At 68.7% G+C, this 20,875-nt stretch carries 19 protein-coding genes; 7 read left to right on the forward strand and 12 right to left on the reverse strand.

Going from position 1 to position 20,875, the window contains the following annotated elements; genetic code table 11:
• Positions 1–8: 8 nt before the first annotated feature.
• Positions 9–605, reverse strand: a complete 597-nt coding sequence (locus tag LSF15_RS07875; protein WP_232497991.1) for a TetR/AcrR family transcriptional regulator — start codon at positions 603–605, stop codon at positions 9–11.
• A gap of 107 nt (positions 606–712) precedes the next feature.
• On the opposite strand from LSF15_RS07875, the gene LSF15_RS07880 reads away from it, so the two are divergent.
• A complete protein-coding gene (locus LSF15_RS07880; RefSeq protein ID WP_232497992.1) occupies positions 713–1,123 on the forward strand; it encodes a VOC family protein in 411 nt (136 codons plus the stop codon).
• Positions 1,124–1,156: 33 nt separating this feature from the next.
• Here the strand turns inward: LSF15_RS07880 and LSF15_RS07885 are convergent, their stop codons facing one another.
• From LSF15_RS07885 to LSF15_RS07910, 6 genes are all read right to left on the reverse strand, one after another.
• Positions 1,157–2,098 carry a S1C family serine protease gene (locus LSF15_RS07885; protein WP_232497993.1) on the reverse strand — a complete coding sequence of 314 codons (942 nt, stop codon included), beginning with the start codon at positions 2,096–2,098 and terminating at the stop codon, positions 1,157–1,159.
• 60 nt (positions 2,099–2,158) lie between these two features.
• Positions 2,159–2,971 carry an SURF1 family protein gene (locus tag LSF15_RS07890; protein ID WP_232497994.1) on the reverse strand — a complete coding sequence of 271 codons (813 nt, stop codon included), beginning with the start codon at positions 2,969–2,971 and terminating at the stop codon, positions 2,159–2,161.
• A gap of 11 nt (positions 2,972–2,982) precedes the next feature.
• Positions 2,983–3,510, reverse strand: a complete 528-nt coding sequence (locus LSF15_RS07895) for a cation:proton antiporter regulatory subunit (RefSeq protein WP_232497995.1) — start codon at positions 3,508–3,510, stop codon at positions 2,983–2,985.
• Between the two features lie 52 nt (positions 3,511–3,562).
• Entirely contained in the window at positions 3,563–5,293 is a 1,731-nt protein-coding gene (locus LSF15_RS07900; RefSeq protein WP_232497996.1) for a glycerol-3-phosphate dehydrogenase/oxidase, read from the reverse strand.
• A 188-nt stretch (positions 5,294–5,481) separates the two neighbouring features.
• On the reverse strand, positions 5,482–6,606 hold the full coding sequence (locus LSF15_RS07905; RefSeq protein WP_232497997.1) for a GuaB3 family IMP dehydrogenase-related protein: 1,125 nt from the start codon (positions 6,604–6,606) through the stop codon (positions 5,482–5,484).
• A gap of 9 nt (positions 6,607–6,615) precedes the next feature.
• The gene (locus LSF15_RS07910) at positions 6,616–8,316 is read right to left on the reverse strand and encodes an ABC-F family ATP-binding cassette domain-containing protein (protein WP_232497998.1); all 1,701 of its coding nucleotides are present in this window, start codon (positions 8,314–8,316) and stop codon (positions 6,616–6,618) included.
• Between the two features lie 115 nt (positions 8,317–8,431).
• Here LSF15_RS07910 and LSF15_RS07915 point away from each other — a divergent pair, with 115 nt between their 5' ends.
• Entirely contained in the window at positions 8,432–9,589 is a 1,158-nt protein-coding gene (locus tag LSF15_RS07915) for a MalY/PatB family protein (RefSeq protein WP_232497999.1), read from the forward strand.
• Between the two features lie 159 nt (positions 9,590–9,748).
• Here the strand turns inward: LSF15_RS07915 and guaB are convergent, their stop codons facing one another.
• The gene (gene guaB / locus LSF15_RS07920) at positions 9,749–11,251 is read right to left on the reverse strand and encodes an IMP dehydrogenase (RefSeq protein WP_232498000.1); all 1,503 of its coding nucleotides are present in this window, start codon (positions 11,249–11,251) and stop codon (positions 9,749–9,751) included.
• Positions 11,252–11,600: 349 nt separating this feature from the next.
• On the opposite strand from guaB, the gene LSF15_RS07925 reads away from it, so the two are divergent.
• From LSF15_RS07925 to LSF15_RS07940, 4 genes are read left to right on the forward strand one after another with little or no spacing between them, the layout of a single operon-like run.
• Complete coding sequence (locus LSF15_RS07925) at positions 11,601–12,887, forward strand: branched-chain amino acid ABC transporter permease (protein WP_232498001.1); 1,287 nt, start codon at positions 11,601–11,603, stop codon at positions 12,885–12,887.
• 11 nt (positions 12,888–12,898) lie between these two features.
• Complete coding sequence (locus LSF15_RS07930; RefSeq protein WP_232498002.1) at positions 12,899–13,879, forward strand: branched-chain amino acid ABC transporter permease; 981 nt, start codon at positions 12,899–12,901, stop codon at positions 13,877–13,879.
• Positions 13,869–14,780 (forward strand): ABC transporter ATP-binding protein, encoded by a 912-nt coding sequence (locus tag LSF15_RS07935; protein ID WP_232498003.1) that lies wholly within the window; start codon positions 13,869–13,871, stop codon positions 14,778–14,780. Before LSF15_RS07930 ends, LSF15_RS07935 begins: the two co-directional genes overlap by 11 nt.
• A complete protein-coding gene (locus LSF15_RS07940; RefSeq protein WP_232498004.1) occupies positions 14,767–15,540 on the forward strand; it encodes an ABC transporter ATP-binding protein in 774 nt (257 codons plus the stop codon). The genes LSF15_RS07935 and LSF15_RS07940 overlap by 14 nt, the downstream gene beginning before the upstream one ends.
• A gap of 434 nt (positions 15,541–15,974) precedes the next feature.
• Here LSF15_RS07940 and LSF15_RS07945 read toward each other — a convergent pair whose 3' ends face one another.
• The 3 genes from LSF15_RS07945 to groES all read right to left on the reverse strand — a co-directional run bounded on the left by LSF15_RS07945 (position 15,975) and on the right by groES (position 18,984).
• A complete protein-coding gene (locus LSF15_RS07945) occupies positions 15,975–17,279 on the reverse strand; it encodes an ABC transporter substrate-binding protein (protein ID WP_232498005.1) in 1,305 nt (434 codons plus the stop codon).
• Between the two features lie 266 nt (positions 17,280–17,545).
• On the reverse strand, positions 17,546–18,493 hold the full coding sequence (rarD, locus tag LSF15_RS07950; RefSeq protein ID WP_232498263.1) for an EamA family transporter RarD: 948 nt from the start codon (positions 18,491–18,493) through the stop codon (positions 17,546–17,548).
• Positions 18,494–18,687: 194 nt separating this feature from the next.
• A complete protein-coding gene (groES, locus tag LSF15_RS07955) occupies positions 18,688–18,984 on the reverse strand; it encodes a co-chaperone GroES (RefSeq protein ID WP_056010764.1) in 297 nt (98 codons plus the stop codon).
• A 147-nt stretch (positions 18,985–19,131) separates the two neighbouring features.
• Here groES and LSF15_RS07960 point away from each other — a divergent pair, with 147 nt between their 5' ends.
• Entirely contained in the window at positions 19,132–20,319 is a 1,188-nt protein-coding gene (locus tag LSF15_RS07960) for a class I SAM-dependent methyltransferase (protein ID WP_232498006.1), read from the forward strand.
• Positions 20,320–20,368: 49 nt separating this feature from the next.
• Here LSF15_RS07960 and LSF15_RS07965 read toward each other — a convergent pair whose 3' ends face one another.
• Complete coding sequence (locus LSF15_RS07965) at positions 20,369–20,860, reverse strand: DUF4190 domain-containing protein (protein ID WP_232498007.1); 492 nt, start codon at positions 20,858–20,860, stop codon at positions 20,369–20,371.
• Between the last annotated feature and the right edge of the window lie 15 nt (positions 20,861–20,875).

The raw sequence follows: 20,875 nt of genomic DNA on the forward strand, positions 1-20,875 counted from the left end.
CGAACAGTCTACGTGCCGCGTGCGGGCGCGAGACCGCGCAGCATGCGGCGCACCGTGTCGACGGCCGCATCGATGCCCCGCTCGGGATCGCGGGCGCGCGCGTTCACGAGCGCGACCTCGTTGAGCGCGCCCGAGAGCAGCGCGGTGACCGTGTCGAGTTCCCGATCCTCGATGACGCCGGCGTCGACGAGTTCGCGCACCCCGGCATCGAGGTGCCGCACGCTGGTGTCGAGGTCGCCGTCGCGCCAGCCGTCCCAGCCGAGCACCGCGGGCCCGTCGACGAGCAGGATGCGCCGGACCTCGGGCGCGAGGCTCGCCTCGAGGAATGCGCGGCAGCCGGCGAGGAAGTCGTCGATCACGTCGAGATGGCCGGATGCCGCGTGCTCGACGGCCTCGGCGACGCCGGCCTGCGCCTGCTCGACGACGGCCTGGAACAGCCCCTGCTTGCTCCCGAAGTGGTGGTACAGCGCTCCCCGCGTGAGCCGGGCCTCGGCGACGAGATCCTCGAGCGCGACACCGGCGTAGCCCGACTCGGCGAACCGCCGCGTCGCGATCCGTACGATCTCGGCACGAGTGCGCTCGCGCTGTTCGACCTTCGTGGCCATCCGATCCCCCTCGAACACTTGACATACACACTGTACGTCAGTCAGTCTAGGTATACATACAGACTGTACGTATCTTCCGGATGACGTACCGACGAAGGGACCGACCGATGCTCCGCAGCTGTTACCCCGTTCTCTGCACCCCCGACGTCGCAGCGAGCGCGTCGTTCTACCGAGCGCACTTCGGTTTCGAGCCGACGTTCGAGGCCGACTGGTACGTGAGCCTGCGGCATCCCGACTCGGGCGACGAGCTCGCCCTGCTCGACACGGCCCACCCGTCGATGCCCGCCGGATACGGCGAGGCAGCGAGAGGCATGCTCGTGAACCTCGAGCTCGACGACGTCGACGCCGTCGCGGCCCGGCTCGAGGCGGCCGGCGTGCCGGTCGTGCAGGCGCTTCGCAGCGAGCCGTTCGGGCAGCGCCACGTGATCGTCCGCGACCCGGGCGGCGCGCTCGTCGATGTCATCACCGAGATCCCGCCCTCACCCGAATTCGCCGAGGCGTTCGGCATCGACGCCTGAACCTCGCGATCCACGAGGCATCCGCTCGACACGTCAGGATGCGTCGACGAGCTCCCGAGGCACGACGAACACGTCGACGAGCGCACCGTTGCGCCAGACCGTCATCTCGACCTGGCGGTCGATCGCGTCCTCGACCATCAGCCGCTGGATCGAGGTCGAGGTGACCACGTCGTTCCCGTCGAGCGAGACCACGATGTCGCCGCGGTGGACGTCCGCGAGGGCTGCGGGGCTGTCGGGAGCGACGCCCGCCACCTGCAGCCCCGTCGGAGAGCCGATCCGAGCTGCGAGCTCGGGCGCGAGCTGCACCCTCGTGCCGATGATGCCGAGCCAGGCCCGCCGCACGCGACCGGTTCGCGTGAGCGTGTCGATGATGTCGCGGGTCGCCCGGTTGATCGGCACGGCGAGTCCGAGCCCGATGCCCGCGACGGCGGTGTTCACGCCGACCATGCGGCCCGCGCCGTCGGCGAGCACGCCACCCGAGTTGCCGGGGTTCAGCGCGGCATCGGTCTGGATCACCTCGTCGATGACCCGCCCCGCCGCCGTGGGCAGCGAACGGCCGAGGTTCGACACGATGCCGGCGGTCACGCTGCCCGCGAGACCCATCGGGTTGCCGAGCGCCACCACGAGCTGCCCCACGCGCAGTCCCGCAGCGTCGCCCAGGGGTACAGGTCGCGGCACCGGCCCCCGCGCCCGCAGCACGGCGAGGTCGGAGAGCACGTCGCGTCCGACCACGTCGACAGCCACGGCGGTTCCGTCGCCGAACGTCGCCTCGGCCGACCGCGAACCCGCGACGACGTGGGCGCTCGTCAACAGCACCCCGTCGTCGGAGATGACGCTCGCGCTCCCGGCGCCCTCACCGCGCGACGAGCGCACAGCGAGACTCGCGACGCTCGGCAGCAGGGTGCTCGCCACACGGGTGACGACCGCGGAGTAGGCGTCGAGCGGATCCTCGTTGCTCGGGGCTTCGGTGCTCACACGCCAATCATCCGCCCGCAGACGGTCGTGCCGGCCGCGGTTCGCCCGAGGCGGAATCGCTCAGGACTCCGACTTGGGCCCGACCGCTTCGGCACGCCCGGAGTCGGCCTCGGCCTCGGCCTCGGCCTCGGCCGCCTCCTCGCGCTCACGCTCGACGGCGTCGCGCACGAGCCGATACCAGAGGTATACGGCGAAACCGGCGAACACGACCCACTCGACGGCATAGAAGATGTTGAGCCAGTTCAGCTCGACGGACTGCTCGGGAGCCGGGGACGAGATCGCGTCGAGACCCTCGACCGGTTCTGCTGCGGTCACATAGCCGAAGTAGACCGGGCGGTCGTCGTAGTCGGCCCAGAGGTTGATGAGCTGGGCGACCGCGACCGTGGTCATGGCGAACGGGTCGCCGTCTTCGTCGGGCACGACCGGCGCCTCGCTCGGCAGGAAGCGCCCGGTCACGGTGACGACCTCGGTGAGGCCGCCGCCCGCGTCGAACCGGTCGACCGCGTCGCGCGCGGCCTGCTCGTCGGCCGCCCAACCGAGGGCGACGGGCAGGCCGCCGGCCTGGCCATCGGTGACCTCGAGGTGCGCAACCGGCCAGAAGCCGGCGACGCCGTCATTCAACCGGCCCTCGACGATCACGGTGTCGCCGGGCACGAACGTGCCCGACACCTCGACCATCTGGCCGGTCGCGGACTGCTCAGTCGGTTCGTCGGGCACGGCGAGGCCCGAGAACGGCCGGATCTCTTCGGTGGGTCGCTCTTCGACCGTCGCCTGCACGACCGCACGTTCGACCTGCCATTGGCCGAGCGCGGCGAACGCGGCCGCGATGCCGAGGGCGAGCAGCAGCGCGAGCACCCACCGGGGGCGCAACATCATCTGCAGCATCAGGCGTCGGGACTCTCGTCGGGGTGTCTGGGAGGGCTCGCGGTGAGGCCGTCGCCGTCGCGAACCGCTCGGAACAGCGCCTCGATGCCGTGCGCAGGACCGGCCGCGACCAGCGTGTCGCCCGCGCGCACGACGAACTCGGCGTTCGGCGACGGGTACGCGTGATCGCCGCGGACGAGCGCCACGAGGGCGACCCCGTCGACGGTGGGCGCAACGCCGATGGGTCGGCCGACGATCGCGTCATGCCCCTCGATGGCGAACCAGTCGATGGGCAGCCCCGGCAGGTCGTCGAGCTCGGCGATCGATTCGACCACCCGGGTGCCGCCGAGCAGTTCGGCGAGGGTGCGAGCCTCGTCTTCGTCGAGGCGCAGGTTCACGGCGTGGCGGTCGTCGTCGTGCCCGTATCGGGCGACGAGATCGCTCGACCCCGTGCGGTGCGCGACGACCGCGAGTTCGACCCCGTCGACCGTCGCGAACGAATGCATCACGCCGATCCCGGGAAGGGTGACCCGGCGAACCTCGACCATGTCTCCAGTCTAGGCGGGCCGTACCGCGCCGACGGTCGCCGCCTCCGCGCCCTCAGTCGACCTTCACGATGTCGGGTGCCTCGAGGCGCACGCGGTCGGCCGACTCGTCGTCGGGCTGCTCCTGCGAGGCGCGCTCAGCGGCAACGCGCTGCAGGTACCGCTCGACCTCGAGGGTCTCGCGCGCCTTGTCCCACTCGAGCACCCTGCCCATGAGCTTCGCCGCAACCGGAGCGGCGGAGACACCGCGATCCCACGCCTCGATCGAGATGCGGGTGCGACGCGCGAGCACGTCGTCGAGATGCAGTGCACCCTCGTGGGACGCCGCGTACACGACCTCGGCCCCGAGGTAGTCGTCGGCGCCCGGCAGCGGCTCGCCGAGCTTCGGATCGGCCCGGATCAGGTCGAGCAGCTCGTCGGTGAGGGTGCCGTACCGGTTCAGCAGGTGCTCGATGCGCACCTTGTGCACGTCGAACGCCCGAGCGATCTTGCCGCGCTTGTTCCAGGCCGCCTGGTACCCCTCGGCCCCGAGCAGCGGAATGTCCTGCGTGGTCGACGGCGGCACCTTGCCGTCGAGCGCGTCGACAGCGGCGTCGATCGCGTCCTTCGCCATGACCCGGTAGGTCGTCCACTTGCCGCCGGCGATTACGACGAGTCCAGGCACCGTGTGCGCCACGAGGTGTTCGCGCGAGAGCTTCGAGGTCTGGTCGCTCTCACCCGCGAGCAGCGGGCGCAGGCCGGCGAACACGCCCTCGACGTCTTCGCGGGTGAGCGGCACCGCCAGCACGGCGTTCACGTGCTCGAGCAGGTAGTCGATGTCGGCGGCCGTTGCCGCAGGATGAGCCTTGTCGAGGTTCCAGTCGGTGTCGGTCGTGCCGATGAGCCAATGCCGGCCCCACGGGATGACGAAGAGCACGCTCTTCTCGGTGCGGAAGATCATGCCCATGGCCGACTGGATGCGGTCGCGCGGCACCACGAGGTGGATGCCCTTCGATGCGCGCACCTTGAACGTGCCGCGTTCGCCGACCATGCGCTGGGTGTCATCGGTCCACACGCCGGTCGCGTTCACGACCTGCTTCGCCCGGATCTCGAAACGCTCATCGGTCTGCAGGTCGTGCGCCTTCACGCCGACCACGCGCTCGCCGACCTTGATGAACCCCTCGACCTTCACCCGGCTGGCGACGTGCGCACCGTAGAACGACGCGGTGCGTGCGAGCGATGCCACGTAGCGAGCGTCGTCGACCTGCGCGTCGTAGTAGGTGAGACCTCCGACGAGCGTGTCCTTCGCGAGTGACGGGATCGCCTTGTGCACCTGTCGTTTCGACAGGTGCCGGTGGTGCGGCACGCCCGGCGGGCGGCCGCCGGTGTAGCTGAAGACGTCGTAGAGCAGCATGCCGGCGCCGACATAGAACCGCTCGATGAGGCGGGTCTTCAGCGGGTAGAGGAACCGCACCGGTTTGACGAGGTGCGGCGCGATGCGCTGCAGCAGCAGACCACGCTCGATGAGCGCCTCGCGTACCAGCCTGAAATCGAGCTGTTCGAGATAGCGGATGCCTCCATGCACGAGCTTCGACGAACGACTCGACGTGCCCGACGCCCAGTCGCGTGCCTCGAGCAGCCCCGTGGAGAGCCCGCGGGTGACCGCGTCGAGCGCAGCGCCGGTGCCGACGATGCCGCCGCCCACGACGAGGATGTCGAGCTCTTTCTCTTTCAGCCGTGCGATCGCGGCCTCACGTTCCTCGGGTCCGAGCCTGCTCGAACGCGTCACCGACTTCAGTCTCGCCATCGTGCCACCTCATCCCCGCGGCCCTCACGGCCGCGCCGCGTGATCGATTCCCACGCTACCCGAGCTTGTGCGGGTTGAGGAGGGCGCGGAGCGCCCGTCTCGAAACACGTGGGTTGAGGAGGCGCGCAGCGCCGTCTCGAAACCCGTGGGTTGAGGAGGCGCGCAGCGCCGTCTCGAAACCTGCGCGCCTACGACCCCAGGTACGGCTCGACGATGACCTCGACCCGCTGGAACTCCTTCAGGTCGGAGTACCCGGTGGTCGCCATCGAGCGGCGCAGGGCGCCGACGAGGTTCGCCGTTCCGTCGGCCGCAGGAGCCGGGCCGTAGAGCACCTCTTCGAGTGACGCGACCTGGCCCACGTGCACCCGCTTGCCCCGGGGCAGCTTCGAGTGGTGCGCCTCGGCACCCCAGTGGTAGCCGCCGCCCGGGGCGTCGGTCGCGCGTGCGAGCGCCGCACCGAGCATGACCGCGTCGGCACCGCAGGCGATGGCCTTCACGATGTCGCCGGATGCCCCGACTCCGCCGTCGGCGATGACGTGCACGTAGCGCCCGCCCGACTCGTCGAGGTAGTCGCGCCGCGCTCCTGCGACATCGGCGACCGCGGTCGCCATGGGTGCGTGGATGCCGAGTGTCGCCCGCGTGGTCGAGGCGGCTCCCCCGCCGAAGCCGACGAGCACGCCCGCGGCGCCCGTGCGCATGAGGTGCAGAGCCGCCGTGTAGGTGGCGGCACCGCCGACGATGACTGGGACGTCGAGCTCGTAGATGAACTTCTTGAGGTTGAGGGGTTCTTGGTTCTTCGACACGTGCTCGGCCGAGACGGTGGTGCCGCGGATGACGAACAGGTCGACGCCCGCGGCGACGACGGTCGCGTAGAGCTCTTGGGTGCGCTGGGGCGAGAGGGCGCCGGCGACCGTGACGCCCGCCGCGCGGATCTCGGCGAGTCGTGCGGTGACGAGTTCGGGCTTGATCGACTCGGCGTACAGCTGCTGCATGCGTTCGGTCGCACGCTCGGGCGCGAGATTTCGGATCTCTGCCAGCACCGGCTCGGGGTCTTCGTAGCGGGTCCAGAGACCTTCGAGGTCGAGCACGCCGAGCCCACCGAGCTTGCCCATCATGATCGCCGTCTGCGGCGAGACGACCGAGTCCATCGGTGCGGCGAGGAACGGGATGTCGAACTGGTACGCGTCGATCGACCAGCTCACCGAGACGTCTTCGGGGTCGCGGGTGCGACGGCTCGGCACGATCGCGATGTCGTCGAATGCATAGACTCGACGGCCCCGCTTGGAGCGGCCGATCTCGATCTCCTGGGTCACCGTTCAACCCTATCGAACCCGTGCGACGCGCCCCTCGTCCCAGACCGGCACATCCGACTCGACGACCTCGCCGTCGCTGCGGAACACGACGAACCGGTCGAAACTGCGCGTGAACCACCGGTCGTGCGTGACCGCGAGCACGGTGCCGTCGAAGCGCATGAGCGCGTCCTCGAGCGCCTCGGCCGAGACGAGGTCGAGGTTGTCGGTCGGCTCGTCGAGCAGCAGCAGGGTGGCGCCCGAGAGCTCGAGGATGAGGATCTGCAGGCGCGCCTGCTGGCCGCCGGACAGCGACTCGAACCGCTGCTGTGCGGCGCCGGCAAGTCCGTACCGGTCGAGCGCCGAACTCGCGGCCTCGCGAGCCATGCCGTCGCGGTTGGCATCGCCGCGATGCAGGATGTCGAGCAGCGTGCGCCCCCGGAACTCGGGATGCTCGTGGTTCTGCGCGAACCACCCCGGCACGACACGCGCTCCGAGCACCGCCCGCCCCTCGTGAGGCACACGCGCGAGCGTCTCGCCCACGGTCGTGACGTGCCCGAGCGTGCGGTCGGGCTCGGTGCCGCCGCCCGCGAGCAGGCGCAGGTAGTGCGACTTGCCCGAGCCGTTCGAGCCGAGCACGGCCACGCGGTCGCCGTACCAGACCTCGAGGTCGAACGGCCTCATGAGCCCGGTGAGCTCGAGGCCCTCGCACACCACTGAGCGCTTGCCCGTGCGGGCGCCGCGAAGCCGCATCGAGACCGCCTGCGCGGGCGGGCGTTCCTCGGGCGGCCCGGCCTCCTCGAACTTGCGCAGCCTCGTGAGCGCCGCCTGGTACCGCGACGCCATGCCGTCGTTGTACGTCGCCTTGACCTTGAGCGTCGCAACGAGTTGCTTGAGCGCGACGTGCTGCTCGTCCCACCGGCGGCGCAGCTCGTCGAGTCGCGCGAACCGCTCGTCACGAGCCGCGTGGTACCCCTCGAAGCTGCCGCCGTGCACCCATGCCGTGTTGCCGGCGGCACCGACCTCGAGCGTCACGATGCGGTCGGCCGCTCGCGCGAGCAGCTCGCGATCGTGCGAGACGAGCAGCACGGTCTTCTGCGTCGCACGCAGCTGCGCCTCGAGCCAGCGCTTGCCGGGCACGTCGAGCGAGTTGTCGGGCTCGTCGAGCAGCAGCACCTGCTCGGGCCCGCGCAGCAGCGCCTCGAGCGCGAGCCGCTTCTGCTCGCCGCCCGACAGGGTCGCGAGTTCGCGCCACTTCGCGCGCTCGAACGGGATGCCGAGGGCCGCCATCGTGCAGTGATCCCAGACGACCTCCTGTTCGTAGCCACCCGCCTCGGCGTATTCGGCGAGCGCGGTCGCGTAGCGCATCTGCGTCGCGGTGTCGTCGAGTTCGATGAGCGCGTTCTCGGATGCCTCGAGCTCGAGTGCCGCGTCGCGCACGCGTGGCGGCGCCACCGAGACCAGCAGGCCCGCGACCGTCTCGTCGGCACCGGGAACCGTTCGGCCCGTGCCGACGAACTGGTCCATCACCCCGAGCCCGCCGTCGACCTGCACGCTGCCCTCATCGGGCCGCAGGTCGCCGCGGATGATGCGCAGCAGGGTCGACTTGCCCGCGCCGTTCGCGCCGATGAGTGCCGTCGTGCGCCCCTCGGCCACGCGGAAGGCGAGGTCGGCCAGCAGTGGCCGCCCGTCGGGGAGCGAGAAGGAGACGCCGTTGACGTCGATGAAGCCCATGCGTGTGATTCCGTTCGATTCGCGACATCCGCCGCGGCGCACTGAGGCAGCCGATCAGCGTATCGCGTGCGCGGCCGCCCTGCCACTCCACGCCCTTCTGCGGCAAGCTGGGGTCATGCATCGCATCGCCGCTGAACCGCTCGACGTCCTGCGCAGCCGCACGAGCGCGAAATGGCGCAGCTACGCCGACGACGTACTGCCCCTGCCCGTCGCCGAGATGGACTACCCGCTCGCCGAGCCGATCGCCGAGGCGCTGCAGGCCGCCGTCCGGCGCTCCGACACGGGGTACCACTCGGGCAGCCGGCCGGTCGCCGACGCCTTCGAGGGCTTCGCCACGACCCGGCTCGGTTGGCAGGTCGACCCAGCTCGGGTGACGTGCACCGCCGACGTCAGCATGGGCATCGTCGAGGTGCTGCGCCGCGTCACCAGCCCCGGCGACGGGGTGATCATCACACCGCCGATCTACCCACCGTTCTTCGACCTGGTCACCGAGGCGTCAGCCGTCGTCGTCGATGCACCGATGCTCGGCGGCATCGACGAGGGCTGGGCGCTCGACCTCGACGGCATCGACGCCGCCTTCGCCGCCGGAGCCAAGGCGATGGTGCTGTGCAATCCCCACAACCCGATCGGCCTGGTGCCGAGCGCCGCACAGCTGACCTCCCTCGCCGAGATCGCGGCCCGCCACGGCGCGACGATCGTGTCCGACGAGGTGCACGGGCCACTCGTGCAACCGGGTGTCGACTACACACCGTTCCTCATGGTGTCCGACGCGGCCCGCGAGCACGGCGTCGCGATCACGTCGGCCTCGAAGTCGTTCAACATCCCGGGCCTGAAGGCGGCGCTCATCGTCACCGCGAGCGAGCGCGGCGACCGGGTGCGTGCGGCCCTGCCGTACGAGGTCGAGTGGCGCATGAGCCAGTTCGGCGCGATCGCCTCGATCGCCGCGTTCACCCAGGGCGGGCGCTGGCTCGACGGTGTGCTCGGCAGCCTCGACGACAACCGTCGCCTGCTCGCCGAGCTCATCTCCGAAGAGCTTCCCGGGGTGCGCTATCGCATGCCCGACGCGACGTACCTCGCGTGGCTCGACCTTTCGGCCCTGGGCTGGGGCGACAATCCGGCCAGGCACGCGCTCGAACACGCGAAGGTGGCGCTCGGCATCGGCACCGAGTTCGGGGCGACCGTCGGCCGCGGACACGTTCGGCTCAACTTCGCGTGCACGCCCGAGGTGCTCGACGAGGCGATCACCCGCCTCGCCGAGGCACGCACCAGCTGAGCACTGGTCGCGGCGCTGGCGCGCCGGCGCTTCGCGGCTGCGGGGCCCGCGGTTCGCGGTCTTCCGCAGCACGCTTCGCAACGCTGGCGCGTCGCGAGCGCTACGGCTCCCGCCGTTCTGACGGAAGCGCGTCGCGGCTCCGCCGCGCCGCGCTGACCGTCAGCGCGTGTAGTTCGGTGCCTCGACGACGATCTGCACGTCGTGCGGGTGCGATTCCTTGAGCCCCGCGGGGGTGATGCGCACGAACCTGCCCTTCGACTTCAGCTCGGCGACGGTGCGGGCACCGACGTAGAACATCGACTGACGCAGCCCGCCGATGAGCTGGTATGCGACCGCCGAGAGGGGACCGCGATAGGGAACCTGCCCCTCGATGCCCTCGGGGATGAGCTTGTCGTCCGACGGGACATCCGCCTGGAAGTACCGGTCTTTCGAGTACGACGTCTTCTGGCCGCGCGTCTGCAGGGCGCCGAGGGATCCCATGCCGCGGTAGGCCTTGAACTGCTTGCCGTTCTGGAAGACGAGTTCGCCCGGGCTCTCCGCCGTTCCCGCGAGCAGCGAGCCGAGCATGACGGTGTCGGCGCCGGCGACGAGCGCCTTCGCGATGTCGCCCGAGTACTGCAGGCCGCCGTCGGCGATGAGCGGAACTCCCGCCGGCTTCGTGGCCTTGGATGCCTCGTATACGGCGGTGATCTGCGGCACGCCCACACCCGCGACGACACGGGTCGTGCAGATCGAGCCGGGGCCGACCCCCACCTTGACGGCGTCGGCACCCGCGTCGACGAGCGCCTTCGCGCCCTCGTAGGTCGCCACGTTGCCGCCGATGACGTCGATGTGCGCGAACGTCGGGTCGGACTTCAGCCGGCGGATGATGTCGAGCACGCCCGCCGACTCTCCGTTGGCGGTGTCGACGACGAGCACATCGACTCCGGCGTCGCGCAAGGCCTCGGCACGCTCCCAGGCGTCGCCGAAGAAGCCCATCGCCGCGCCGACGCGGAGGCGCCCCTCGCCGTCTTTCGTGGCATTCGGGTACTGCTCGGACTTGTCGAAGTCCTTCACGGTGATGAGACCGGTGAGGTATCCGTCGTCGTCGACGAGGGGGAGCTTCTCGACCTTGTGCTCGGCGAAGATGGCGAGCGCCTCGTCGGGATTCATGCCGACCCGTCCAGTGATGAGCGGCATCTTGGTCATGACATCGCTGACCTTCGTGGTGGCCTTCTCGAACTCGGCCACGAATCGCATGTCGCGGTTCGAGATGATGCCGACGAGCTTGCCGTCGCCGTCGACCACGGGAAGTCCGCTCACGCGATAGGTCGCGCACAGCGCATCGACATCGGCGACGGTCGAGTCGGGTGTGGTCGTCACCGGGTTCGAGACCATGCCGGACTCGCTGCGCTTGACCCGGTCGACCATGTCGGCCTGATCTTCGATCGAGAGGTTGCGATGCAGGATGCCGATGCCGCCCTGGCGCGCCATGGCGATCGCCATTCGGGCCTCGGTGACGGTGTCCATGGCGGCCGACAGCAGAGGAGTCGCGACCTGGATGCGGCGGGTGAGCTGTGAAGCCGTCTCGGCTTCGCTCGGGATCACGTCGGTGTGACCTGGCAGGAGGAGGACGTCGTCGTACGTGAGTCCCGTGAATCCGAACGGATCTGCCTGATCCATGACTTCCCTTCATGTTGTGCCCGAGTCGGTGTCGCGCCCGAGAAAGGGCGCGATCGAGGGTTAAGGCGGTGCATCAATGTTAAACGAGTTTGCGCTGCGGGCATTCCCCGGATAACAATCGAGGGCTGATTGCGCGCATGTCGAAACACATGAGACATAATCGGCACGTACTGTCGACGACGTTGTCAGCAGTAAGGACCGGTCCCGGGGTCCACAGGCCCTCGGACCCCTTGGAGGTGCAGTGGAACCCACGCAGTCTGTCGCCAAACGGTCACCCGGGAGGTGGCTCATACTCCTCGCAGTCTTGTTGTCTGCACTCACCCTGTCCGGCATCGCAGCGTCCCCTGCGATGGCGGAGGATGTGAGTGCGGCCTCGGCGACCGAAGAGCCCGCAGCGACCGAAGAACCCGCAGCGACCGAAGAACCCGGAGCGACCGAAGAACCCGTAGAGGATTTCGAGTACAACTTCCGCGGGAATGTGCAGTTCGAGGGCGAGCCCGTCGAAGGCGTGCGAATCACCGTCGAGGGCGGCGGCTTCGAGACCGAGACCGAGACCGACGCCGATGGGCGCTGGGAGGTCGGGGTGCCCGACAATGAGGGCACCTTCACGGTCACGCTCGACGAGGACACCCTGCCCGAGGGCGTCATCGTCGTGGAGGAGGGCGGCGCTGAACGCGAGGCCGAGTTCGGACTCACCCGTAACGCCTCGGTGAACTTCTTCCTCGGTGAGGGGGTGCGCACGACGGTCAGCTTCTTCGACCAGTTCGTGCAGCGCGCAGTGAACGGCCTGAACTTCGGGCTGCTGCTCGCACTCGCGGCGATCGGCCTCTCGCTCATCTTCGGCACGACAGGGTTGTCGAACTTCGCGCACGCCGAGTTGATCACGTTCGGCGCCCTGATGACCCTGACCTTCGGAGGCACGTTGGGCGTGCCGATCTGGCTCGCCATCATCATCGCGGTGGTGCTGAGCGGCATCCTCGGGTGGGTGCTCGATGCAGGGATCTGGAAACCGCTGCGCAAGAGGGGCGTCGGCCTCATTCCGCTGATGATCGTGAGCATCGGCCTCTCCCTCGCGTTGCGATACACGTATCAGTTCTTCTACGGAGGACAGACGCAACAGCTCGTCGGGGCGACCGGCACCCCTCGCATCAACATCGGACCGATCTCGCTCACCTGGATCGATATCGCCAGTATGGCGATCAGCATCGTCGTTCTCTTGGCCGTCGCCTTCTTCCTGGTGCGAACCCGCATCGGCAAGGCGACGCGAGCCGTCGCCGACAACTCCAGTCTCGCCTCGGCGAGCGGCATCGACGTGAACTTCGTGATCCGCATCGTCTGGGTGCTCGGAGCGGCACTGGCCGGCCTGTCGGGCATCCTCTGGGCGTACTTCCGCCCCGGGGTGAGCTGGGACATGGGCTTCCAGATCCTGCTGCTCATCTTCGCCGCCGTCGTGCTCGGCGGCCTCGGCACGGCCTTCGGCGCCTTGGTCGGTGCGCTCATCGTCGGACTCTTCGTCGAGGTGTCGACACTCTGGCTGCCCAGTGACATGAAGTACGTGGGCGCCCTGGTCATCATGATCATCGTGCTGCTGTTCCGGCCACAGGGCATCCTGGGTCGTCGAGAGAGAATTGGATAGGAGGCCCGCACATGGATTGGGGAGCAATCTTCGGAAACGCGGCAGTCGAGCTGATCAGCCCGACCACCGCTGCCTACGCACTCGCCGCGCTGGGTCTGGCGATCCACTTCGGCTACACCGGCCTGCTGAATTTCGGTCAGGCGGGCTTCATGCTGCTCGGCGCCTACGGGTACGCCATCCCAGCCCTCAAACTGGGATGGCCCTTCTGGGCCTGCGTGCTCACTGCGCTCGCCGCCTCGGTGATCTTCGCGCTCATCCTCGGTATTCCGACGCTGCGGTTGCGCGCCGACTACCTGGCGATCGTGACGATCGCGGCGGCCGAGGTGCTGCGGCTGATCTTCACGACGAACGAGTTCCGGGCCGTCACCGGCTCGGCGAACGGCCTCTCGGAGTTCCAGGTCGACCTGCTCGCGCTGAACCCGTTCCCGCCGGGCCGATACGGATTCGGGCCGTTCGTGTTCGACAACCGCGTGTGGTTCTTCCTCGTGATCGCGTGGATCGTCGTGGCGATCGCCGCGGTCTTCACCTGGCTCATCATGCGCAGCCCGTGGGGCCGTGTCGTCAAGGGCATCCGCGAAGACGAAGACGCCGTGCGAGCGCTCGGCAAGAACGTGTACTCCTACAAGATCCAGAGCCTCATACTCGGTGGTCTTCTCGGAACCCTGGCCGGAATACTCTTCGTGCTGCCGCGAGCGGTCGTGCCGTCGTACTTCCAGCCGACACTGACGTTCGTCATCTATGCGGTCCTACTCCTCGGCGGAGCGGCCACCATTCTCGGACCGATCGTTGGTTCGATCGTCTTCTGGGTGCTGCTGTCGTTCTTCTCGGGATTCGTCTCCCGTGCGGTCACGGCCGGCTGGTTCCCCTTCATGACGCAGGTGCAGGCCGGCCAGCTGCGGTTCATCCTCGTCGGGGTCGCGATCATGTTGATCGTGGTGTTCATGCCACAAGGCCTCCTCGGAAACAAGAAGGAGTTGGCTTTTGTCAAGTAGTGTCACTCCCACGTCCAAGCCGGTGAAGACCACCGGCCTCCACGTCGGCGATGCCGCACCGGGTGTGCGGAAGGTCGACCCGATCCTGATCGCCGACGGCGTGAGGCGCACGTTCGGCGGCCTGACCGCCGTCGACGTCGAGCACGTCGAGATCCCGCGCGGCGCGATCACGGCGCTCATCGGGCCCAACGGTGCGGGCAAGACGACGTTCTTCAACCTGCTCACGGGCTTCGACAAGCCCGACACCGGCACCTGGTCGTTCGACGGTCGCTCGCTCGCCCACGTGCCGGCCTACCGGGTCGCGCGCATGGGGCTCATCCGCACCTTCCAGCTCACGAAATCCCTCGCGCTGCTGTCGGTCATGGAGAACATGAAGCTCGGCGCGAAGAACCAGGTCGGCGAGAACCTGTTCCGCTCGCTCATCCCCTCGATCTGGCGCAAGCAGGACGGCGAGATCGAGGCCAAGGCGATGGAGCTGCTGACCCGATTCAAGCTCGACGCCAAGAAGGACGACTACGCGGCGAGCATGTCGGGCGGGCAGCGCAAGCTCCTCGAGATGGCGCGGGCGCTCATGAGCGACCCGACCCTCGTCATGCTCGATGAGCCGATGGCCGGCGTGAATCCAGCGCTCAAGCAGTCCCTGCTCGATCACATCCTCGACCTCAAGGCCTCCGGCATGACCGTGCTGTTCGTCGAGCACGACATGCACATGGTGCGGCACATCGCCGACTGGGTGATCGTGATGGCCGAGGGAAAGGTGGTCGCCGAGGGCGACCCCCACAAGGTCATGGAGAACCCTGCCGTGATCGACGCCTACCTCGGCGCCCACCACGACACCGATCTGGGTGCCGATTCGGAGCACGTCGAAGCACTGAAGGAGCTCATCGATGACGAACAGTAGTCCCGCACCGGCCGTCGCCGATCCGCCCGCCGAACAACTCGTCGTCGAGGTCCGGAACGTGATCGCCGGGTACCTTCCCGGGGTGAACATCCTCAACGGATGCTCGCTCACGGCTGCACAAGGTGAGCTCATCGGCATCATCGGCCCGAACGGCGCCGGCAAGTCGACCCTGCTCAAGTCGATCTTCGGGCTCGTCAAGGTTCGCGAGGGCGGAATCTACCTCCACGGTGAAGAGATCACGAACCTCAAGGCGAACAAGCTCGTCGGTCAGGGTGTCGGCTTCGTCCCGCAGACCGAGAACGTGTTCCCCTCGCTCACCATCCAGGAGAACCTCGAGATGGGGCTCTACCTGAAGCCGAAGGGCTTCAAGGAGCGCCTCGAGTTCGTGACCGAGATCTTCCCCGAACTGGGCAAGCGGCTCACGCAGCGTGCCGGCTCACTGTCGGGCGGTGAACGTCAGATGGTGGCCATGTCGCGCGCGCTCATGATGGGCCCGCATGTCATGCTGCTCGACGAGCCGTCTGCGGGCCTCTCACCCGTTCGTCAAGACGAGGCCTTCATGCGCGTCAGGGAGATCAACCGTGCCGGCGTCACGACCATCATGGTCGAGCAGAACGCACGCCGCTGCTTGGAGATCTGCGACCGTGGGTACGTGCTCGATCAGGGCCGCGATGCCTATCACGGCACAGGTCGCGAGCTTCTGAACGACCCCAAGGTGATCGGTCTCTACCTGGGCACCCTCGGGCAAGACGAGGAGTAGATCGACCACACGAAGAAGGGGCGGACCGCTGCGGCGGCTCCGCCCCTTTTCCTGTACTCGCAGAGCTGATCATTCCCACTGAAGGCCCCTCGTCGGCGTCTGCCGCGTTGCCTGCGCCCATGGCCTGGTCTGCATGTCGAGCACTCGTAGCCCATCCAGGGGCCGGGAGTGCCCTTTCGACTGAACTCATCGAGGTGCCCGACGGAACTCATCGACGCGGCCAGACGACCCACCTCCCCTCCCAGCCCCTGAGCGTGCACTCATCGGGCCAGCGAGTGCCCTCTCGACGCGGGGAGGAGGCCTTGAGACCCATAGGTTCGGCAGTCGTCGCGTGCTCTCAGCTCGGCCGCATCGCCTCCTCTCGCGCCCGCCGGCCGGGCACACGAAAGCGGGGCCCCGGCCGTAGCCGGGGCCCCGCTCACTCACTCAGCGGATCAGCCGTCGCCGATGCGCGAGTAGGTGTTGTCGTCAGCGAACTGGAAGATGCCGATGGTCGCCTCGGTCGGGTCGCCGTTCTCGTCGAACGTGATCGGACCAGAGGGGCCGTCGTAGTCGATCTGCTGGCCTTCGGCGAGCAGCGCGACACCTTCTTCGAAGGTGGAGACCTTCTCGCCCTCGCCAGAACCACCCGAGACCTGACGCAGGTACTTCGCGATCTCGGCGCCGTCGGTGCTGTTGGCCGCGTAGGCCGCGAGCGCGATCAGCGTGACCGCGTCGTACGACTCAGCCGCGTAGCTGTAGTCGGTCAGCGCGGGGTCGACGGTCAGGAGGCGGTCGGTGAAGTCACCGAGCGTTCCGACGTCGAGGCCCGGCAGGGTGCCCTTCGCGCCGGTGATGAGCCCGGGAGCGAAGTCGGCGCTGTAGTCGAAGAGGTTTCCGTCGACGAAGTACAGCTTGTCACCGGGGAAGCCCGAGCCGACGAGCGCCGGGGTGATGATCTTCGACTGGTCGAACGTGATCAGGGCGATCGCGTCGGGGTTGGCCGCCGTGACCTCGGCGATCTGCGAATCGAAGCTCGAGTCGCCTTCGTTGAAGAGCGCCTCGGCGACGACCTCGCCACCGGCCGCTTCGAAGGCGGTCTTGGTGAACTCGGCGAGACCCGTGCCGTATGCGTCGTTCAGCACGATCATGCCGAGCGTCGCGTTGCCGTCGTCGGCGATGGTGTTGCCGAGCACCTCACCCTGCAGCACGTCGGACGGAGCCGTGCGCCAGTAGAGGTTGTTGTCGTTGTAGGTGGTGAAGTCGGCAGACGTGTTCGCCGGCGAGAACTGGACGACTCCGGCCGCGACGATCTGGTCGATGACGGTCTTCGACACACCCGACGAGGCAGCGCCGATGATGGCCGACACGTCTTGCGAGAGCAGGTCGGTCACCGAGACGGTGGCGATGTCGGTGGTGGTGTCGCCCGAATCGCGGTAGACGACCTCGACGGCGAGACCCGAGTCGGCGCCGTTCACGTCGTCGGCGCCGAGTTGCACACCGGCTTCCTCGGGCGGGCCGAGGAACGCGAGCGTACCACTCTGCGGGAGGATCGTACCGAGCTTGAGCGCGAGATCGCGCTCACCCTCGGCGATGGGCAGGGCGTCGCCGGCATCACCCGTCGGTGTTTCCGTCTCGGCCGGCGGCGTGCCGCCCTGGGCGCACGCAGTGAGGAGGAGGGTGCTGACGCCGGCGATGGCGAGACCCGTCCAGGCTGCGCGAGCCGAGCGCTTGGCCGAGGCCTTCGCGAATACGCTCATGTTGCTCCTTGGGACTGAAGGAAATTGGTACACAATGCAGCGCCGTGGTGACGCCGTTGTTCGACAGTATTCCGGGCGTGGAACGGAAACAAGATGCACCGGTCACAACCGTGTAACACCGGCGGAATCGTTACCTTCTCGACATTCAACCCCCGCCCCGACGCAGGGATTCGTCGCGGATCCGGCTCGAGACGCGCGGATCGCGCGTCAGGACGGTGGGCGAATCCACCCCCCGAATCGGGGTCATTCGCGGCGCGACCGGACGCTCAGACCGGCTCGATCACGATCCGTCGCGATGCGCGCACGCCGCGCAGCAGATCGACCGTGAGCACGATGAGCGCGAGCCACACGAGGCCGAACCCGATCCACCGCTCGGGCGGCATCGGCTCCTGCAGCACGAACACGCCCACGAGGAACTGGATGAACGGCGCGAAGTACTGGATGAACCCCATGTAGATGAGCGGAAGCCGACGGGAGGCCGCGGCGAACAGGAGCAGCGGCACCGCGGTGACCGCGCCCGCCGAGACGAGCAGCACCGTATGCCAGGCCCCAGCGGTGCCGATGGTGAGCCCCGTCGTCATGCCGACGAAGACGAGCTGCACGACGGCGAGCGGCGCGAGCCATGCTGTCTCGAGGGTGAGCCCCGACACTGCGTCGACCTTCGGCCCGACGCGCTTCTTGATGAGCCCGTAGACACCGAACGAGAACGCCAGCACGAGGGCGATCCATGGCAGCTGGCCGTAGCCGATGGCCAGCACGATGACGGCGACGATCGAGATGCCCACCGCGACCCACTGCGTCGCGTTCAGCCGTTCGCGAAGCACGATGACCCCGAGCAGCACCGTGACGATCGGGTTGATGAAGTACCCCAGGGCGGCCTCGACCACCTGCCCGTTGAGCGTCGCGTAGACGTAGGTCTGCCAGTTGACGAAGATCAGCAGGCCGGCGAGTCCCATGGTGAGCACGACCCGCCGGTCGCGCAGGAGCGTCGCGAACGGCCGCCACGCCCGGGTGACGGCGATGAGCAGCGCGCAGAACACGAGCGAGAACAGCACGCGCCACGCCACGATCTCGAACGGCCCGGTGGGCTCGAGCGCAATGAAGTAGATGGGCAGGATGCCCCACAGCCCGTATGCGCCGATGGCGAAGAAGAGGCCCGAGCGACTGACGTCGCCGGAGTGCTTCGCCGGCTCAGCAGTCGCGGGCGTGGGCATGGAGCGAGATGGCACCAGCACAGACTACGCCCGGCCGCCGACGCCGAGGGGTTCGCCCGACTGCCGTTCGTCGTCGACATACGGTCGTGCACGGAGCGCGATCCGGGTGACGGATGCCGCGACATCCGCCGCTCGGGAACGACGAAGCCCGGGCACCCTCACGGGCGCCCGGGCTTCGAGTCGGATCGAGTCGCTCAGCGAACGACGACGGCCAGCACGTCGCGCGCGGAGAGGACCAGGAGGTCTTCACCGCCGAACTTGACCTCGGTGCCGCCGTACTTCGAGTAGATCACCTTGTCGCCGACCGCGACGTCGAGCGGAACGCGGTTGCCGTTGTCGTCGATGCGGCCGGGGCCCACGGCCACGACCTCGCCCTCCTGGGGCTTCTCCTTCGCGGTGTCGGGGATGACCAGACCGGACGCGGTGGTCTGCTCGGCCTCGACCTGCTTGATGACGATGCGATCCTCGAGCGGCTTGATGGAAACCGACACGGTTGACCCCTTTTCTAGAGTTGAGAACTTGTCTTGACGAAGACTTGGGTTAGCAGCCTCAGAGCGAGAGTGCTAAAGCGAGTCTATTCGCGATTTGGCACTCGTGCAACGTGAGTGCCAACCGGCCGCGGGTGCTAGCGTGGCCGGGTGGATCGCGCCGAGCTCGTCGAACTGCTCTCGCCCGAAGGGCTGCGGCTGCTCGACGGCCTGCCCGAGTGGGACGCGAAGGCCGACATCGTGAAGACCGTCGCCGACCTGCGCAAGCAGGGCCACCCGCCCGGCCTGGTCGCGACCGTGCTCAGCCAGGCGAAGCTGCGCCACCGGGCCAGGGCCAAGTTCGGCCCGTTCGCCTCGCGCATGCTCTTCACCGAACCCGGCCTCGAGCAGGCGACCCGACTGCAGGTGGCGGCGCTGCATGCCGGCCGGTTCGCGCGTGCCGATGTGGGGCACGTCGCCGATCTCGGTTGCGGTATCGGCGGCGACGCGCTCGCGATGGCGGCCATCGACCTCGAGGTGACCGCCGCCGAAGCCGATGAGGTGACCGCCGCGATCGCGGCGTACAACCTCACCCCGTTCCCACGCGTGCGCGTGCTGCACGAACGTGCCGAGCAGGTCGCGCTCGGCGGCATCGGGGGCGCCTGGCTCGATCCGGCCCGCCGCACGACCGCGGGCGGCACGACCACGAGACTCGCCGACGCCGCCGACTACTCCCCGAGCCTCGACTTCGCCTTCGGGCTCGCCGACCGCATGGCCGTCGGCGTGAAGCTCGGCCCGGGGACCGACCGCGACCTGATCCCCGAGGGCGCCGAAGCCCAGTGGATCTCGGTCGACGGCGACGTCGTCGAACTCGGCGTGTGGTTCGGCCAGGTGGCCCGGCCCGGGATCGGGCGCGCGGCCCTCGTCATCCGCGGCGATTCGGCGCACGAGCTCACCGCGCCCGCCGACTCCGAAGACGCGCCCGCCGGTCCGCTCGGCGACTACCTGTACGAGCCCGACGGTGCGATCATCCGCGCGCGACTCATCGGCGATCTGGCGCGCACCAACGGCGCATGGATGCTGAGCCCCGGCATCGCGTACCTCACCGCCGACACGGCGTTCGACTCGCCGTTCGCGCGCGGGTTCCGCATCGTCGAGCGCATGCCCGCCGACGAGCGACAGCTGCGCCAGGCCCTGCAGGCACGCGGCATCGGCACCCTCGAGATCAAGAAGCGCGGCATCGACGTCGACCCGGCCGCGCTGCGCACCCGCCTCAAGCTGCGGGGCGCCGAGCGCGCCACGCTCGTGCTCACACGCGAGCAGGGCAGGCACGTGGCGTTGCTGGTCGAGCGCCTCTAAGCCGTCCGTCGACGGCTGCGCCGTCGTTGCGCGGCTGCGCCTGCCCGGCTCAGTTCGGCAGCGCCCCGAAGACGATGGCGTAGTAGCCGATCCACACCGCCGAGAACACGAGCCCGGCGAGCCCGGTGCCGATACCGACGAACGAGAGCGCACGGCCCTCGGCTTCGCGACGAAGGCCGAGCACGCCGAAGACGATCGCGGCGATCGAGAGCGGCAGCATCCACCCGACGAAGAGCGAGGCCACCGCGCCGATGGTGCCGGCGACCGCAGCCACCCAGCTGAACACGCGCCGCTGGGTCTGCTCTTCGGCCGCTTCGACGAGATCGCCGCCTGGACGGTGCACGATGAGCAGTTGACCGGTCGAGATCCGCTCGAGCTGCCCGGTATCGAAGGGCACGTCGAACTCGCGCACGGCCGGGTTCGCGCGAAGGGTCGGCTCGGCCGGGGCGTCGGCGACGGGCACGGATGACCCGGCCTCGCCCGCCTCGACGCCCCGGTCGGACTCCCCGTCCTGGGGCGGAATCTGCTCGCGGTCGCTCATACGCAGTACTCCGGG

The sequence above is a fragment of the Agromyces humatus genome (genome assembly GCF_021228295.1).
Lineage (GTDB): Bacteria > Actinomycetota > Actinomycetes > Actinomycetales > Microbacteriaceae > Agromyces > Agromyces humatus.

Coding starts and splice junctions, on each gene's coding strand:
- LSF15_RS07875 (WP_232497991.1), bottom strand. CDS start 605: ATGGCCACGAAGGTCGAACAGCGCGAGCGCACTCGTGCCGAGATCGTA.
- LSF15_RS07880 (WP_232497992.1), top strand. CDS start 713: ATGCTCCGCAGCTGTTACCCCGTTCTCTGCACCCCCGACGTCGCAGCG.
- LSF15_RS07890 (WP_232497994.1), bottom strand. CDS start 2,971: ATGTTGCGCCCCCGGTGGGTGCTCGCGCTGCTGCTCGCCCTCGGCATC.
- LSF15_RS07895 (WP_232497995.1), bottom strand. CDS start 3,510: ATGGTCGAGGTTCGCCGGGTCACCCTTCCCGGGATCGGCGTGATGCAT.
- LSF15_RS07900 (WP_232497996.1), bottom strand. CDS start 5,293: ATGGCGAGACTGAAGTCGGTGACGCGTTCGAGCAGGCTCGGACCCGAG.
- LSF15_RS07910 (WP_232497998.1), bottom strand. CDS start 8,316: ATGGGCTTCATCGACGTCAACGGCGTCTCCTTCTCGCTCCCCGACGGG.
- LSF15_RS07915 (WP_232497999.1), top strand. CDS start 8,432: ATGCATCGCATCGCCGCTGAACCGCTCGACGTCCTGCGCAGCCGCACG.
- guaB (WP_232498000.1), bottom strand. CDS start 11,251: ATGGATCAGGCAGATCCGTTCGGATTCACGGGACTCACGTACGACGAC.
- LSF15_RS07925 (WP_232498001.1), top strand. CDS start 11,601: ATGGCGGAGGATGTGAGTGCGGCCTCGGCGACCGAAGAGCCCGCAGCG.
- LSF15_RS07930 (WP_232498002.1), top strand. CDS start 12,899: ATGGATTGGGGAGCAATCTTCGGAAACGCGGCAGTCGAGCTGATCAGC.
- LSF15_RS07940 (WP_232498004.1), top strand. CDS start 14,767: ATGACGAACAGTAGTCCCGCACCGGCCGTCGCCGATCCGCCCGCCGAA.
- LSF15_RS07945 (WP_232498005.1), bottom strand. CDS start 17,279: ATGAGCGTATTCGCGAAGGCCTCGGCCAAGCGCTCGGCTCGCGCAGCC.
- rarD (WP_232498263.1), bottom strand. CDS start 18,493: ATGCCCACGCCCGCGACTGCTGAGCCGGCGAAGCACTCCGGCGACGTC.
- LSF15_RS07965 (WP_232498007.1), bottom strand. CDS start 20,860: ATGAGCGACCGCGAGCAGATTCCGCCCCAGGACGGGGAGTCCGACCGG.